The following is a 16035-nucleotide window of genomic DNA, read 5'->3' on the forward strand; positions in this document are numbered from 1 at the left end:
GGCCGAACTGAGGCAATCGCCTTCCAGCAGCTTCACCAGCAGAGGCGTGGTCGCCGGGTCCTCCCCCAGATGATAACCGAGATAAACCCCGCGACCCTGTTCGGGATCGCCAACATGGTGGCCTTGGCCGGCTGGGCAGCCCTGTCCCTCGGTATCCTGACAGGCCAGGCTTGGCTGAGGATTGGCATCGCCGGACGCACCGTGCCGGTCTTCCTATCTCTCCTGTACGCGCTACTCGTCGCCGTGGCTTGGCCAGGTTCGGAAGGCAGGTACGACACCCTCGGCGGCGTTGCGCGCCTTTTCCAGGACGCACGCATGCTGCTGGCAGGCTGGGTGCACTACCTCGCCTTTGACCTCCTCGCCGGCGGCTGGATTGCGGATGAAGTGGACCGCCACGGGCTCACGCGGTGGCTGCTGCTTCCTGCATTGCCGTTGATCTTCCTCTTCGGGCCAGCCGGTCTGCTTGTCTTGTCGCCGGCGCCGCGCTGCTGCGCCCCATGCCCCGTCATGCCTGACCGGTGAACCCAACCATGTCCAACATCCTCGCCTTCTCCAATACCCTGCTGCGGTGCGAGCCCTACATCGTGGCGGTAGGCCTCCTCTTCCTGGCCATGGCGCCGCTCACTCTCCTCGGTTTGGCGCTTGATGACCGGACCATCACCGCTGTTCCTGTTTGGCTCAAACCGCTCAAGTTCCAGTTGTCGCTGGCCGTCCACATGCTGACCATCGCACTGGCCCTCGGTACGCTCGACAGGAGTGTGAGACAGGCCTGGGCCGTCAAGGTCATCCTCCTCATTCTGCTAGCCATGTCACTGTTCGAGACTGGCTGGATCACATTGCAAGGTGCACGCGGATTGCCTTCGCACTTTGCGGCCGATCCCTTCGGCATGGCGATCCACGCATTGATGGGGATCGGAGCGACGCTCATTGTGCTCTCGACCGCCCTGCTCGGCGTGCTGATCTTGCGGTACCCCGTATATGGGGTACCGCAGCTTGTCAGCCGTGCCGTCGGGACTGGCTTGATCATCTCTGGCGTCACGGGCCTGGTCACCGGCTGGGCCATTGCAGAGAATGGTGGCGCCGTGGTGGGAGGCACCGGCGTCGCTGGCCTGGTCCTTCCACTGTTCGGCTGGTCCGGCACCGACGGAGATCTACGGGTCGCTCACTTCGTCGGCCTCCATGCAGCACAATGCCTGCCGCTGCTTGGATTAGCCCTCAATACGTGGAAACCTCAGACCGCGTTTCCGGCCATTCTGGTGATTGCGCTGCTGTGGTCTGCCGCCACGCTAGGCCTCCTGATCCAAGCCCTCGCCGGCCAGCCTTTCATCTCGCTTGTTTAGTCCGACCTTGATGGATTTGTTCAGCAGGAGAACTCCTGTGGTCGGGTAGCGCCGGAAATTGCGCTTCTGGAAGCTGTAGGCGGTCCAAGTCTGCCCCCTGTCCAACTGTGGCATCCGTACCCAAGCTAAGGCTGATAAACGCTCGGCCTTCGTGCCGGCTGGCTGCCGGTCACCGGTTGCCCCATTCGGCCGCTGTGCGCCCATTCCGGTCCTCCGCATAGTGTCACCGGCTGCATGGAAGCGGACATCCACCCTGCGTCTGGATGGTCTCGCCGGGCGAAGGGCCGCCGGTCTGCGAGTGACCGACGGCTGCGTGAGCGCGTGTCCTCCGCTGGCTTGTAACAGGTCAGACCTGCCGCATCCCACCATCGACACAGAGTTCAGCGCCCGCGATGAAGCTCGCCTCGTCGCTGAGGAGAAACAGCGCTGCCGCCGCAACTTCCTCCGGGCGCGCCATGCGGCCGAGCGGGATCTGCCCGATCAGGACCGCGCGCACCTCGTCCGTCGTGGCCGCCATCATCGCGGTGTCCGTGGGGCCTGGGCTGACGACGTTCACGCGGATGCCGCGCGGCGCCAGTTCCGCGGTCCAGGTACGCGCGTAGGAACGCAGGGCCGCCTTGGTGGCGGCATAGGTGCCGTAGTGGGGAATGCCCGCCATGTCCGCGATCGACCCGATGAGCACGACCGAGCCGCCCTTGTCCATGGCGCCGACCGCCGCATGGAAGGCGAGAACAGGGCCGCGCACATTGACCAGGAAGTGCCGGTCGACATGCTCCGGCGTCTCCTCGGCCAGCAGCGCCGGTTCGGAGATCCCGGCATTGAGCACCAGTGCGTCGATACGGCCATGCGTGTCCCGCACCGCGGCGACGGCTGCCGCCACATCTTGCGCCACGCTGGCATCCGCGACGAGGCCGCGTGCTCTCCGGCCGATCGTGGCGGCGGCCATCTCTACCGTTTCGGCACGACGCCCGGTGAGAAAGACCGTCGCACCCTCGGCTGCCAGTCGCTCGGCGGTGGCAAGGCCGATGCCGCTCGCGCCGCCCACCACCAGGGCAACCTTGTTCAACATCCGCGCCATCGTCGTCTCCTGTTCTTCAACGATAGCGGTCTAGATATACAGAGTGTATCTGGTAGCAAGAACGCAATTTGGATAGCCTAGATATGGCCGATGATACCGACCTGGAAGCACTCTCCTCCTGCGCCCTGTCCGACATGGCGCGGGTGCGCCCGGTGCTCGACAAGATCGCGGACAAGTGGACCATCCTGATCCTCACGGTGCTCTGCCCGAAGCCTTCGCGCTTCAACGAGATCAAGCGGCGCCTTGATGGCATCACCCACAAAGCCCTCGCGGACGCGCTGAAGCGCCTGGAGCGGAACGGGCTGGTCACGCGGACCGTGCTGCCGACGGCGCCGATCGGCGTGGAATACGCCATTACGCCGCTGGGGCACTCTCTGCGTCATCCCTTCGAGGCGCTCTGCGGTTGGGCACTTGCGCATGGCGATGCGATCAATAACGCCAGCGCTGCATATGACCGCGCCAGGCAGGCCGAGTAGGCTTTACAGGTCATTTTCCAGGAATGGACTGGTGTGGGGGCCGACGACCCAAGCCGTTGAGCTTATCCTGCCGCGTAATGGCTGCTTGCTCGGACACTGCACCGAACCTTGCTGCCGCCAAAGCATTCTATGATGCGACGCTTGCCGCGCTGGGCGTTGTTGAAGCGGGGTCTAATCACTTCAATGGCTGGATCGGCTACGGATTGCGTGGGGACGCTGCGCATCCAGACAGGATCTATCTCTCGATCAGGCCGGGCCTCAGCGCGAGGATGCGCCAAGCGAGCATCGATGCTTCAAGGCGCCGAGCCATTGAGCAGCAGACACCTTCTGGAAGGCTGGACTGCATGCCGCTTCCGGCCAAACCTAGACCCGACAGGTTGCTGCCCTTCATGGAGGGGCAGCTTGGCACTCCATGAGGCCTACAGCTGACGCACGCTCGGCGGAATGACCCAGTCACCTTGGAGGTGAGCGCAAACCACCCTGGATCAACGACGCGAAGACTCCGGCGGCTTCGGCCTCGTTGAAGTTGCCGCGCACCAGAGCGGCTGAGAGTGCCTCGCCCGCGCCGACCAAACCGATGCAGCGCCGCTCCAGCTCGGCTGCCGATAAGGTGCTGTGAGGCTGCAACACCGACACGAACATCTGCACAGAATTATCGAGCAGCTCCTGGAAGACCCTGGCCTTCTCTTCGCTGCCAGCCAGAGCGGCGCCCACTGCATGGAACTCGTCGGTCTTGTCAGCGGCACAGTGGATGTAGGCCGCCGCCAGGACCCTGGCGCACTCCTCGAGGCTCCGTTCACCGGTGGTCATCGCCTCCCGGAACGCGTTCACCCGCTCCATGTCGATCCACCTGTAGAGCTCGATCAGCAGGCCCGACCGCGTGCCGAAGTGATCATAGGCCACCGGCTTGGAGACACCGGCGCGCGCAGCCAAGTGCCCCAGGGTCAGGCGATCCGCGCCCTCCTCCCGCACGATCAGCAGCGCCGTATCAAGCAGTTGGCGCCGTCGCTCGGCCTTTGAGAACCTGCGCTGCGTCACCTGCTCGTCATCCTCCTGCGCATTGTTTTTCACGCCATTGCCTGCCTTGCGGAACCTACCAACGGTAGCCACGTTAGGTTTCCTACTAAAAGTAGGTTATTAGCTCCAGGCAAGGAGGCTTGGCAATGTCATCGGCTCCCATTCTGCTCATGGGCGGCTCCGGCGCCATCGGACGCTGGACAACACGGTTCCTGCGCGCCGCCCACCCCGGTCTGCCGTTGCTGATTGGCGGCCGCAACCTTACCAAGGCCCAGGAAGCTGCGGCCCGGATCGACAACGCAGAGGGCGTGGCGCTTGAGCTGGCCGCCGCCGATCTCGGCCTTGGCGGCCGTCCGGTCAGTGCCGTCGCCGTCCTGTTTTCCGACGAGAGCCTCGCCGGGCTCCGCTTCGCACAGGCCAGTGGGGTCCCGCACCTCAGCATCTCGTCCGGCATCTACGAGATCGCCCCTGAGATCGCGGCCTTCATGCACAAGCCGCACACCGCGCCGCTTGTCCTCGGCTACGAATGGCTCGTCGGCGCCACGACGGTTCCCACACTCGAGTTCGCCAAAGCCTTCAGCCGGGTCGACGACATCGCCATTGGCGCGCTGGTTGATGAGCAGGACACCGGCGGCCCGGCGGTGGCCGAGGACTTCGAGCGGCTGAACAGGACCTTACCCGCGGCGCTGACGCGTCGCGAGGGCCGCTACATCTGGCGCGCCGGTCAGGATGCCAAGGCTACATTCCATGCCGTCGACGGCACCAGGATGGAGGCCTCCGGCTTTTCGTCCATCGACGTCGTGGGCCTGGCGACGGCGACCGGCGCAGCGAACGTCCAGTTCAACATCGCGACCGGCGTCAGTTCCAGCCGCCGCCGCGGCGAGCCGATGTCCACGGAGATCGTCATTGAACTCGCCGGGCAGGATCATGCAGGCCTGGCGCTCCGCACCCGCCACGCGATCGTGCATCGCGAGGGTTCGGCGCCGCTGACGGGGCTCGGGGTCGCCATGATCCTCGAACGCCTCCTTGGCCTCGACGGCCACCCCGCGACGCCAACTGGCCTCTACTTCCCCTACCAGCTGCTCCATCCCACCGCTTACTTCACGCGGCTCGAGCAGATCGGCGGCGAGATCCTGACGCTGGGGGCACGGTGATGCACACGGGTCCGCTTCCTCTCGGTGACGCTGAGAACGGCGTCCGGCTCATCGCAGCCAATCCTGATGACAGAAAAGGCACAGCCCGCCTTTCTGGTAGAGCATTGCTCGTCGGCTCCGTCGCGGCCGCCGTGACCTCCGTCCTGCCCGCCTCCGCGCAAGGGGCGGCCATGCCGGGCATGCGCATGGTCAAGACCAACAACATCAACCTGGCCGTCCACGAGGCGGGCTCCGGCCCGGCCGTCGTTCTGCTGCATGGTTTTCCGGGGCTGGCGTTCACGTGGCGTCATCAGATCCCGGCCCTTGCCGCGGCGGGTTACCGCGTCATCGTTCCCGATCTGCGCGGCTACGGGAGAAGCGACGCCCCAAAGGCCATCGAGGATTACGACATCGCTCATCTGACGGGAGACCTCGTCGGCCTGCTCGACACGCTGGGCATCGAGAAGGCGATCTTTATGGGGCACGACTGGGGAGGACTGCTTGCCTGGCAGATGGCGCTTCTCCATGCCGGACGCGTTGCTGGGGTGATCGGGGTCAACACGCCGCACACCCCGCACTGGATGCTGTGGCTGCACCCCGATCTCGTCGAGGCCGCTCAGCCCCGAGGCCAGACCTTCGCCGCTGATCCAAAGGTCGATCCAGTCTCCCAGATGCGCCGGGTCTACAGCCCGGACATGTACGTTCTGATGTTCCAGGATGGCAGAGTAGCCGACAATGCGATGGACCGGGATCCGCGCGGTGCGCTGCGGAACGCATACCGCAAGGGTCTCATCACATCTGCGGACTGGAACAAACTGCCGCCGGAGGTGGCGAACATGGAGTACTACGGCAAGCCGCTGCCGGAGAGACTCCCGGGAGAGGACGTGCTGACCACGCAGGAACTGGACTTCTACGCCAGCAACTTCGAGCGCACCGGCTTCACTCCCGCCATCAACTGGTACCGCAACCTGTCGAGGAACTGGAAGGCGGGCCTCGGTGTCGATCAGACCGTTCGCGTGCCATCCCTGATGGTGTCGGCGGCCCATGATGTGGTTCTCAGGCCGAGCATGGCGGACGGCATGGACGCCTATGTGCCGGACCTCGAGAAGCACACCGTTGCGGATTGTTGGCACTGGACGCCCGAAGAGAAGCCGGAGGAACTGAACCGGCTTGCCGTCTCCTGGCTCAGGAGGCGCTTCCCATCGAAATAGCCGCGGCAGTCGGCTGGCCAGGTGGGGCCTGACACCTGGGGAGGGATTACGCCGAAGTTGGCACGATGCGCCGGTCAACCAACGACCGCCCCCAGGCCCTTCAGGCCGCCGCTGGAACAGGCTAATATAGGGCTGTAACCGCAAAGTCACATCTGCTTTCCCTCCTGCTACGTCGGAGAGCAGACAGGCGGCTATCGGTCACTTTTGCTCGGTAGCGCCTCGCAATTCCAGGCCCCCGCTCGAAGAATCGGCAGGAGTGCGGAGGTGTCTGCTGCCGTTCCTGAAGCAATAGTGCCTGCCAACCTGGCCTCAGCTAGCTGCCTCCAGGCCCTCCACAAAGGTCTGGGCCAGCCGTGACAGAGGTCTCAGCCGCGCGCGCAGCAAGCGGGCCGTGCTGACAATGGCAGGGCGAAAGGGCCGACCGACCAGGTCGGTCGCTCGCGCGCCCATGAAGCCGAAGCCGCTGATGATCCCGACGCCCGTTCCCGCCCTGACCAGGGCACACGCGGCCTCGGTATGTGACACCTCCACCGCGATCTGGAACGGCACGTTGGCTTCGGCGAAGGCGCGCGCCAAATGGTCGCCCAACACAAGGTGGCGGCCCGGACAGATGATTGGTACGCCCGCCAGTTCCGCGGGGCCGATGCCCGGGCGGCTAGCCAGCGGATGCGCTGGCGGCAGCACACAAGTCAGCTCGCTCATCCGGAGGTCCGTCACCAGCACTGCGTCGTTGCCCACCGGCCCGATGATGAAGCCGAGGTCGTCCCTGTGGGAGGCGACGCGCTGGATGACCTCGTGCGCCCCGAAGGTCTGCAGGGTGACCGAGGCCTCCGGCCGCTTCGCGCGGAAGCGCTGGACGGCATCCGGCAGGATCGAGGCGGCCAGGGCAGGGATCGTGGCGATGGCCAGGATGCCCGCCCTTCCTTCCCGCAGTTCCCCGGCCAGACGCTGAACCTGCTCGATCGCGCTAAAGGCGCCGAGCGTGTCGGGAAACATGATCTGCGCCTCCGCTGTCGGGCGCAGCCGGCGCTTTTCCCGGACAAAGAGGGCGAAACCCAGGCGCTGCTCCGTCTTCTGCAGCATCCGGGTCACGGCGGGCTGGGAGATGTTGAGCGCCGCCGCAGCCGCAGTGACGCTGCCCAGCTCCATCACCCGGCGAAACACCTCCATCTCCCGGAGGTCGAAGGTCATAACCAGCGGACATGATCTCTGCGCATTTCGGCATTTGCACACATTGATCTGCGCACGACAATCTTTCCTCAACAGGCCGAGCCGGCCCCCTTCACCAGGGGTGGGCCTCGAGAGCTCAGGACAGGGAAGGAGCGCGCCTTGAAGGTAGTGGAAATCCGCGGCTACCAACTCGGCTTCGCGCCGGCGCCGGCGATCGGCAATGCCCGTACCATGATCCGCCGGCGCGACTTCATGCTAGTGGAGCTGGTGGCAGATACCGGCGCGCGCGGCTGGGGGGAGGTGTTCTCCTCGCCTGCGGCGGCAGCGGCGCTGGTCCGCACACGGCTCAGCGGTCTCGTGCTGGGCGCCTCCCCGCACCACCACGGCCGGCTGTATGAGGTGATGCTGGGCACGCTAGGCTATGACCGGCGCGGCCCTGGCATGATGGCGATCTCCGCGCTGGACATGGCGCTGCACGACCTCGCGGCGCAGGACCGGGGCACCAGTGTGGCGGAGATGCTGGGTGGCGCGCTGCGCGGCGTGTTGCCCGCCTATGCCAGCGCCCCCTTCATCACGGAGGCCGCCGACCCCTACGGGCATTACCAGGCAGAGGTCGATGCCATTCTCCGCCGCGGCTTCCGGGCCGTGAAGCCGCGTGCCGGCGTCTCGCCCCGGGCGGATGGGGCCATGGCCCTGGCCATGCGCCGCCAGGTGGGTCCGGATGTGGCCATCATGGTGGACATTAACCAGGGCTACACGGCGCGCGCCGCCATCGAATCCGCCCGGCGGATGGAGGAAGCCGATCTACTCTGGATTGAGGAGCCGGTGCAGGCAGAGGACATCCCAGGCTATGCCGCGATCTCCGCCGCAGTGCCCACGGCGATCGCGGGCGGGGAGGCGCTGGGCAGCCTGGCGGCCTTCCGCGATGTGCTAGCGGCTGGGGCGATGTCCGTCCTGCAGCCGGACCTGACAGTCTGCGGCGGCTACACCGGGTTCCTGCGTATCGCGGCTCTGGCCGCCGCCTACGACCTGCCGGTGATGCCACATGTCTTCGGCACCGTGGTCAACATGCGCGCAGCGCTGCAGGCGGCGGCGCTGGTGCCGGCCCGCCGCGGTGGCGCCAGCGCCTATCCCTGGATCGAGTATGACGCCTCGGTGAACCCGTTGCTCGACGTGGCCGGCGCCCTGCCGGTCAGGCCAGACGGCACCATGGAAGTGCCCGTGGCGCCCGGAACAGGGTTGGATCTCCAGGCAGAGCGGCTGGCGCCTTGGGTCACTGAGACTTGGCGATGCAACGCCTGATATGGCGGGGGGAGGGAACAATGAAGAACATCACTCGACGCACGGCCTTAGCCGGCATCCTAGCCCTTGCGGGCACGGCACGCGTGGCTGCGGCCGCCGGGGCACCGGCATGGCCGCAGCGCCCGGTCACCCTGGTGGTGCCCTTTCCGCCGGGCGGCAGCAACGACGTGGTCGCGCGCCTGGTGGCGCAGCAGTTGAGCGCCAGTCTGGGGCAGCCCGTTGTGGTGGAAAACCGCCCGGGCGCCAACGGCAATATTGGCGCCGGCCAGGTCGCCCGCGCGGCGCCGGATGGCTACACGCTGCTGGTCTCTGGCAACGGCCAGAACGCGATGAACCACGGCCTGTACCGGCAGATGCCTTATGACTCGCGCACGAGCTTCAACCACGTCGCGCAGTTCGCGACCGTACCAAACGCCCTGGTCGTGACCGAGGACTTCCCGGCGCGCAGTCTGGCCGATCTGATCCGCATGGCGAAGGAGAAGCCGGGGAGCATCAGCTTCGCCAGCCCGGGCAGCGGCTCCTCCGGCCACCTGGCCATGGCCATGCTGGCCCGCGCCGCCGCGATCGAGCTGATGCATGTCCCCTATCGCGGCGCGGCCCCAGCCATCACGGACGTCATCGCTGGGCAGGTGCCGCTGGTCATGATCAACGTGGATGTTCCGCTGCCACATGTTCGGGCCGGCCGCCTGCGCGTCCTGGCCGTGACCAGCGAGGCGCGCAACGCCCTCTATCCCGATGCGCCAACGGTGGCGGAGAGCGGCTTTCCCGGCTTCTCCGCGTCCGGCTGGATTGGGCTCTCAGCGCCCGCCGGCCTGCCGCCGGAGATCACGGAGAAGCTCGCTGCGGCGGTCGCGAACGCGTTGCGGGACCCGCAGATCCGCGAGCGCTTCGCCGCCGGCGGCTACATCCCGGGTGATCGTGGCCCCGCCGACTACGCCCGCTTCATCGACGCGGAAATCGCCAAGTGGGGGCAGGTGACGCGCGACCTCGGCATCACACTGGAATAGCGGCGCCGCGCGGCCGGATGCAGTGGAGGTCCGGCGCTCGCCCGTGCAGGATGGGTCAGTCGAAAAAAGGAGGAACACCATGAGCAAGCACAAACCGCCGCCTGGCCCAGCGAAGGATCGTGGCGCGGCGAGTGGCGAGACCCTCCTGGGTCGCCGGGCGCTGCTGCCGCTGCTGGCCGCGCCGGCCCTGCTCTCCGGTCAGGCGTGGGCGCAGGATGCCGCCGGCTGGCCCGCGCGCACCGTGACCATCATCGTGCCCTTCGCGCCCGGCTCGTCCTCCGACATTGTGGGACGTGCCATGGCGGGGGCGATGGCCTCCTCCACCGGCAAGCCCATCGTTGTGGAGAACCGCCCGGGCGCCACGGGCGAACTCGGGGCACGGGGCGTGATCCGCAGCGCGCCGGACGGGTACACGCTGATGCACGCGCCGATCTCCACCTGGGCGATCAACGTCGCGCTGCGGCCCAACCTCGGCTACGACCCGGTGGGGCAGTTGACCGGCATCATGCAGACGGTCCGCACGCCGAATGTGCTGGTCGTGAACCCGCGCCAGGTGCCGGCGAACGACCTGAAGAGCCTGGTGGCCTGGCTGAAGGAGAACCGCGCCTCCTATTCCTCGTCCGGCATCGGCTCATCCGACCACCTGACGGCCGAAATGTTCAAGCAGGTCACCGGCACCGACGTCGCCCATGTGCCATACTCCGGTGGCGCGCCGGCGACCACGGACCTGATCGGCGGCACCGTGCAGATGTCCTTTCAGAATCTCGGCTCCATCCTGCCGCAGATCCAAGATGGCCGGGTGAAGCCGATCCTGATCACGGCCGAGAGCCGCAGCACCCTTTTGCCCACCGTGCCGACGGCGGCGGAGGCAGGCCTCAGCGACTTCGTGATCTATTCCTGGCAGGCCTTCGGCGCACCTGCCGGCATGGCGCCTGCCCTGTTGGCCAAGATCCATGCCTCGGCCGCCGCCGCGCTGCGCTCCGCTGACGTGATGCGCCGCATGGCGGAGATCGGCTTCGAGGTCGTGGCCAGCAAGCCGGAGGAATTCACCGCCTTCCAGCGCCAGGAGATCGCGCGCTGGCGCCAGGTGGTGCAAGCTGGAAACATCACGCCCGGCTGACTACCGCAAAGTAGGCAGGTCGCCCGCCGCTACCACTTGGCCCATGCGCCTCAGCGGCGCTCGATCTCCTATCTGCAGCGGCATCGCGTCCTCGCCAGCTTACGCCAAGACGCAGCGGCCAGTTCAGCCCTTGTCCGCCAAACATCTCATAGGAGGCGTCCAGCACGTCTCCCGCCGCAGTGAGACTTAAAGTGGAACCAAGCAGGCAATGCAGGCCACCTCGAAGCTCATCAGCGCTGTGAGCGTTAAACCTTCACACGCGCATCGTCACCTATAGAGGCGAGCAGGTTGTGACTTCTGGTGCCGGAGTTCCGCTTTCTTTCTCTGGTGCCCGCCGACAGCTGCCGTGCCGCTCTCGGCCAGACCCGGTCGTGAACCGCATTGCGGCATTCCGCGCTCAGCTAACCATGTGACACCGGGTGCAACGGTTATCGAGCGCACATTTGCCTGGATCAACCGCTTCCGCCGCCTCGCCATCCGCTACGAGCGCAGGCTCGACATCCACCATGCCCTCACCGCGCTCGCCTGCTCCCTCATCTGCCTCAACGCACTTCAGAGTAAGTTTTGAAAGGCGCTGTAAATCGAAGCAAGTCCAGATCTGCTCTTCCGCAGAAGCGTGGAGGCAGTAAATGTGGCGGTTCGTACCATCTCGCTCTCAGACTGACAGCAGGCATGACATCGAGCAAGCAACAGATCCTCGTCGCCGCTGCGGCCTGCTTCATGGAGCAGGGCTTTCATACCACAACCATCGACGATGTCGCCCGCCGACTGGGCGCGACCAAGGGGCGGATCTACCACCACTATCCTGCCAAGATTGATCTCTTTTTCGACGTACACCGGGAAGGCATGGCGCGTCTTTTCAGAGCCGTGGAGCCTGCTATGCAGGCACCCGGCGATGGGCTGACCGTATTGGCGGCCATGCTGCATGCCCATGCCCTGGCACTCATGGACAATTATGACTTCGAAAGCGTTGTCGTGCAGGGTGTGCAACTGCATCGCTTTGGCGCGCTGACGCCTGCCCAGCGCCAGGTGCTGGATGAGCTGATCGCCAGCCGGGATCAGTTCGAGTCCCTGTTCAAACAGCAGGCCGAAGCGGCCCGCCGCGACGGTTCCATGGCAGAATTGGATGTCTCCGTCGCCGTCAAGACGATGCTGGGGGCACTGCAATGGTCGCTGATCTGGTACCGGCCGGAGGCAGATGCCGGCCCAAGCAGCCGGGCAGCGCTGGCGGCGGCTATGGTGCGGACATTGATCAACGGGCTGCAGAGGCGAAGCTGAAAGAGCCGCCAAGCTCTCGATCAGGCTTGCCCATTTTAAAACATACTCGGTAGGATGTCGAAGCCGGACCGTTTTGGGCGCTTGCCGCGCTCTCCGGTAGTGGGTGATGGCCGGGCGGAGGGGGCAAAGCGATCTGCCGCCATCTCCGGTGCGGCACCGCAGCAATGAAATGATACCGGGAGCGCAATCATGTTCAGGAACCTCTCCATGCTGCTGCTCTGCGGCGGCATAGCTAGCGGGGCATCCGCTGCGGAAACACCGCTGAAGATCGGCGTGCTGACCGATATGTCAGGCGTCTACGCCGATGCCGCCGGCCAGGGATCAGTTACCGCTGCCGAATTCGCCATCGCCGACTACGCCTCGAAGCTGGGGTTGAAGGTGGAGGTGGTCTCCGCCGATCACCAGAATAAAGCGGATGTCGGCGCTGCCACCGCCCGGCGCTGGTATGACACAGAAGGCGTGCAGGCTATCTTCGATGTCACCACCTCCTCCGTGGCACTGGCGGTGAACCAGATCGCGCGGGAAAAGAGGCGTGCCCATATCAATTCCGGCGCGGCGACCGCGGACCTGACAGGTGCGCAATGCTCCCCCTATACAGTGCACTGGACCTACGATACCTATTCGCAGGCCAGCGGCACGGCGGCGGCCGTGACGCGCCAAGGCGGCGACAGTTGGTTCTTCCTGACCGCCGATTATGCCTTCGGCCATGCCATGGAGCGGGAGGCGCGGGAGCGGGTGCTCAAGGAAGGCGGCCGTGTTCTCGGTGCTGTCCGCACTCCCTTCCCAACCGCCGACTATTCCTCCTTCCTACTGCAGGCACAGGGCTCCCGTTCCAAGGTGATCGGCTTCGCCAATGCCGGCGGTGATGCCGCCAATGCCGTCAAGCAGGCTGGCGAGTTCGGCGTGGGCCGGCGCGGCACCAAGCTGGCTGCGCTGTTGCTCTTCATCACCGAAATCCGCGCCCTGGGGCTGGAGGCGGCGCAAGGCCTGCTGCTGACTGAAGCTTTCTATTGGGACATGAATGACGGCACGCGCGACTTCGCTCGCCGCTTCGCGGAGCGGCATCAGGGCCGTATGCCAACCATGATCCAAGCAGGCGTCTATGCGAGCCTGGTCCATTACATGAAGGGTGTCGCTGCCACGGGCTCGGCAGATGCGGCGGAGGTCGTCGCCTGGATGAAGGCCAATCCGAGCGAGGACGCACTGTTCGGCAAAGGCACCATCCGCCAGGACGGCCGCGCTATCCACGACATGTATCTGTTCGAGGTGAAGACGCCAGCGGAATCAAGGAGTCAGTGGGATCTCTACAAGCTGCAGGCCACCATTCCTGGCGACGCCGCGTTCCGGCCGCTGGAAGGAAGCGACTGCCCGCTCGTGACGAAGTAGCTCCTGCACGCCTGGCTCCGCTGCACCTGATGGCATGAGGAATTGCTGATGATGATCGATGATCCTTCCAGATTGAATCGCAGCTAATGCGTGTCCTGATCACTGGAGCGGGCGGCTTCCTCGGCCGCCGCCTGACCACTGCGCTGTTGCGCCGGGGGCGATTGGCTGAAGCGCCTATCACCGCCTTGCATCTCGCAGACCTTAGCCCGGTTGCTCCACCGGCAAGACAAACCCTGCCGGTGCAGTCCGAATATGGCGATCTGTCGGATCCTGAATTCATGAGCCACTTGGTGCGCCAGGGCTTCGACAGCATTTTTCATCTGGCGGCCAGCTTGACCCTGGAAGCCGAGCGCGATGCCGAAGCCGCCTTTGCCACCAATATTGCGCCGCTGCGCCGGATGATTGCCGGCCCGGGGCGGCCGCGGATTGTCTTCGCCAGTTCCATTGCGGTCTTCGGCGGCAAGTTGCCGGAGACGGTGGATGATTGCGTCCGCCCCTCGCCAGAGACAACCTATGGCACACACAAGGCCATTGCCGAACTGCTGCTAGCGGACCATAGCCGGCGCGGCGACATCGATGGCCGTGCCTTGCGCCTGCCGATTGTGCTGATCCGACCCGGCGCACCTAGCCCCGCTGTTTCCGATCAGGTCGCAGCCATCCTGCGGGAGCCGCTGGCCGGGCGGGACGTGGCCTGCTTGCTGGCGCCCGAGACGCGCATGCCTGTCGCCTCCGCAGGCGCCGTGGTGGCCGCCCTGATCAGGCTGCACGATCTTCCGGCCGCAGCCCTGCCGCCCGGCCGCGTGATGAATCTCCCTGCCTTGACCGTCAGCGTCACAGAGATGGTGGAGGCTGTGGCGCGCCACGCTGGACCGGAAGCCACTAGGCATATCCGCTTTGCGCCCGATGCCGTGACGCAGAGCATCGTCGATGCGTGGCCACGGCGCTTTGCCTCGACGGCAGCGGAGAAATTGGAAATCTGTTCAGATCCCGACCTAGACACGATCATTGCCGAGTATCTGACCGAGAGCGCCGACCATGGATGACGCAGCAGCGCTGAGGCCGGCGGAGCTTACGACATCGACGGCGGAGATCTGCATCATCGGTGCCGGCTCCTCGGGTGTCACCGTTGCCAAGGCCTTAAAGCAGGCGGGGCTTAGCTTCGATTGCTTCGAGAAGGGTTCCGATATCGGCGGTATGTGGCGCTACCAGAACGACAATGGCCTGTCGTCCGCGTATGAGAGCCTGCATATCGACACCAGCCGCGACAATCTCGGTTACTCCGATTTCCCGATCCCCGGCCATCTGCCGGATTTCCTGTCGCACCGGCAGTTCCTGAACCACCTCGAAGCCTACGCCGACCACTTCGGCGTCCGCCCCCATGTCACGTTCAATGCCGCGGTGAACGCGGTGGAGCCAGTAGGTGTAGGTCGCTGGCGAGTACGGCTGGAGAATGGGGAAAGCCGTCTCTACCGCGCCGTGATCATCGCCAACGGGCATCTTTGGGATCCGCGCTGGCCTGCCTTCCCTGGCCGGTTCAGTGGCGAACAGGTGCATTCCCACCATTACCGCACCGCTGCCCCTTTTGAAGGTCAGGATGTGCTGGTGGTCGGGCTGGGTAACTCGGCTGTCGATATCGCCGTGGATCTATGCCGGCGGGCACGCAGCGTCACCATTTCCACGCGGCGCAGCGCCTGGATCATGCCGAAGTACCTGATGGGTGTGCCGGTTGACCGATGGTCCGGTTTCCTGTCGCGCCGCCTGCGGCTTCCGACCCGGCTGACCCGTATGATCATGGCACGACTGGTCCGCCTCGGCCTCGGCGATCAACGCCGCTTTGGCCTGCGCCGGCCCGAACACCCGATGTGGCGGGAACATGCCACGCTGAGCCAGGAGCTGCTGCCTTATATCGGGCATGGCTGGATTAGGATCTGCCCCGATATCAGTAGGCTGGACGGCGACACGGTCCATTATGTTGATGGCACCACTCAGCAGCTGGACTCCATCATCTATGCGACAGGCTACCGCAGCAGTTTTCCTTTTCTGGATCCGTCGTTGTTTCAGGTAGGAACGGAAGCGCCCGCCCTCTACCGGCGGATGGTATCACCGACGCATCCCGGCCTCTACTTCGCCGGGCTGGTGCAGCCCATCGGCCCTACCATCCCGCTGGTGGAGGTTCAGGGCCAGTGGCTGGCTGCCCTGCTCTCCGGATGCCTGGCTCTTCCCGATGCCACAAGCATGCAGGCCGAAATCGAAGACCACAGGGCTCGCCAGCGCGCAACCTACGTTCATTCCGCTCGCTACGCGCTGGAAGTCGATTATGCGAGCTATGTCCGGCAGATGCGCAAGGACATCCTGCCCACCTACTCAAAGGTGAGCCGCCTAGGCAAGCTGCCCGCCGGCCCAACTTGACGATGGAATCCAGGTTCATCCAGTGGGTTCTGATGGGGTGGACGCCCCCCGACGGCATCGGTGTGCCAGAGTGGAGGTGTTGAACACCACTCAGAGGAGGCGTCCGTG

Annotated in this window: 15 protein-coding genes and 1 pseudogene; 13 read left to right on the forward strand and 3 right to left on the reverse strand. The window is 65.4% G+C overall.

Annotated elements, in window-relative coordinates; genetic code table 11:
• Nucleotides 1-522 (forward strand): ABA4-like family protein (locus tag EBE87_RS25555; protein ID WP_122140232.1); only part of this gene is annotated, 522 nt, incomplete at its 5' end.
• 8 nt (nucleotides 523-530) lie between these two features.
• A complete protein-coding gene (locus EBE87_RS25560; RefSeq protein ID WP_122140233.1) occupies nucleotides 531-1340 on the forward strand; it encodes a hypothetical protein in 810 nt (269 codons plus the stop codon).
• Nucleotides 1341-1686: 346 nt separating this feature from the next.
• Here EBE87_RS25560 and EBE87_RS25565 read toward each other — a convergent pair whose 3' ends face one another.
• Complete coding sequence (locus EBE87_RS25565; protein WP_122140234.1) at nucleotides 1687-2418, reverse strand: SDR family NAD(P)-dependent oxidoreductase; 732 nt, start codon at nucleotides 2416-2418, stop codon at nucleotides 1687-1689.
• Nucleotides 2419-2501: 83 nt separating this feature from the next.
• Here EBE87_RS25565 and EBE87_RS25570 point away from each other — a divergent pair, with 83 nt between their 5' ends.
• Entirely contained in the window at nucleotides 2502-2894 is a 393-nt protein-coding gene (locus EBE87_RS25570) for a winged helix-turn-helix transcriptional regulator (RefSeq protein ID WP_122140235.1), read from the forward strand.
• Between the two features lie 453 nt (nucleotides 2895-3347).
• Here the strand turns inward: EBE87_RS25570 and EBE87_RS25575 are convergent, their stop codons facing one another.
• A complete protein-coding gene (locus EBE87_RS25575) occupies nucleotides 3348-4004 on the reverse strand; it encodes a TetR/AcrR family transcriptional regulator (protein ID WP_199708171.1) in 657 nt (218 codons plus the stop codon).
• 53 nt (nucleotides 4005-4057) lie between these two features.
• Here EBE87_RS25575 and EBE87_RS25580 point away from each other — a divergent pair, with 53 nt between their 5' ends.
• The gene (locus tag EBE87_RS25580) at nucleotides 4058-5065 is read left to right on the forward strand and encodes an NAD(P)-dependent oxidoreductase (RefSeq protein WP_120641141.1); all 1008 of its coding nucleotides are present in this window, start codon (nucleotides 4058-4060) and stop codon (nucleotides 5063-5065) included.
• Nucleotides 5065-6255, forward strand: coding sequence for an alpha/beta fold hydrolase (locus EBE87_RS25585; RefSeq protein WP_199726518.1), 1191 nt, complete (start codon nucleotides 5065-5067; stop codon nucleotides 6253-6255). The genes EBE87_RS25580 and EBE87_RS25585 overlap by 1 nt, the downstream gene beginning before the upstream one ends.
• 309 nt (nucleotides 6256-6564) lie before the next feature.
• Here the strand turns inward: EBE87_RS25585 and EBE87_RS25590 are convergent, their stop codons facing one another.
• Nucleotides 6565-7446, reverse strand: coding sequence for a LysR family transcriptional regulator (locus EBE87_RS25590; protein WP_120640246.1), 882 nt, complete (start codon nucleotides 7444-7446; stop codon nucleotides 6565-6567).
• A 147-nt stretch (nucleotides 7447-7593) separates the two neighbouring features.
• Here EBE87_RS25590 and EBE87_RS25595 point away from each other — a divergent pair, with 147 nt between their 5' ends.
• From EBE87_RS25595 to EBE87_RS25630, 8 genes and pseudogenes are all read left to right on the forward strand, one after another.
• A complete protein-coding gene (locus tag EBE87_RS25595; RefSeq protein ID WP_233553386.1) occupies nucleotides 7594-8727 on the forward strand; it encodes a mandelate racemase/muconate lactonizing enzyme family protein in 1134 nt (377 codons plus the stop codon).
• A 20-nt stretch (nucleotides 8728-8747) separates the two neighbouring features.
• The gene (locus tag EBE87_RS25600) at nucleotides 8748-9734 is read left to right on the forward strand and encodes a Bug family tripartite tricarboxylate transporter substrate binding protein (protein WP_120640248.1); all 987 of its coding nucleotides are present in this window, start codon (nucleotides 8748-8750) and stop codon (nucleotides 9732-9734) included.
• Nucleotides 9735-9813: 79 nt separating this feature from the next.
• Nucleotides 9814-10854, forward strand: a complete 1041-nt coding sequence (locus tag EBE87_RS25605) for a Bug family tripartite tricarboxylate transporter substrate binding protein (RefSeq protein ID WP_120640249.1) — start codon at nucleotides 9814-9816, stop codon at nucleotides 10852-10854.
• Nucleotides 10855-11281: 427 nt separating this feature from the next.
• A pseudogene (locus EBE87_RS30570) lies at nucleotides 11282-11422 on the forward strand (transposase); the annotation flags it as partial.
• A gap of 104 nt (nucleotides 11423-11526) precedes the next feature.
• A complete protein-coding gene (locus EBE87_RS25615) occupies nucleotides 11527-12132 on the forward strand; it encodes a TetR family transcriptional regulator (RefSeq protein WP_120640251.1) in 606 nt (201 codons plus the stop codon).
• A gap of 189 nt (nucleotides 12133-12321) precedes the next feature.
• Nucleotides 12322-13518 carry an ABC transporter substrate-binding protein gene (locus EBE87_RS25620; protein ID WP_120640252.1) on the forward strand — a complete coding sequence of 399 codons (1197 nt, stop codon included), beginning with the start codon at nucleotides 12322-12324 and terminating at the stop codon, nucleotides 13516-13518.
• A gap of 86 nt (nucleotides 13519-13604) precedes the next feature.
• A complete protein-coding gene (locus EBE87_RS25625) occupies nucleotides 13605-14561 on the forward strand; it encodes an NAD-dependent epimerase/dehydratase family protein (protein ID WP_120640253.1) in 957 nt (318 codons plus the stop codon).
• Nucleotides 14554-15927, forward strand: a complete 1374-nt coding sequence (locus EBE87_RS25630) for a flavin-containing monooxygenase (protein ID WP_120640254.1) — start codon at nucleotides 14554-14556, stop codon at nucleotides 15925-15927. Before EBE87_RS25625 ends, EBE87_RS25630 begins: the two co-directional genes overlap by 8 nt.
• Nucleotides 15928-16035 lie beyond the last annotated feature (108 nt).

Source organism: Teichococcus wenyumeiae, from assembly GCF_003696345.1.
In the GTDB taxonomy this organism is placed as follows: domain Bacteria; phylum Pseudomonadota; class Alphaproteobacteria; order Acetobacterales; family Acetobacteraceae; genus Pseudoroseomonas; species Pseudoroseomonas wenyumeiae.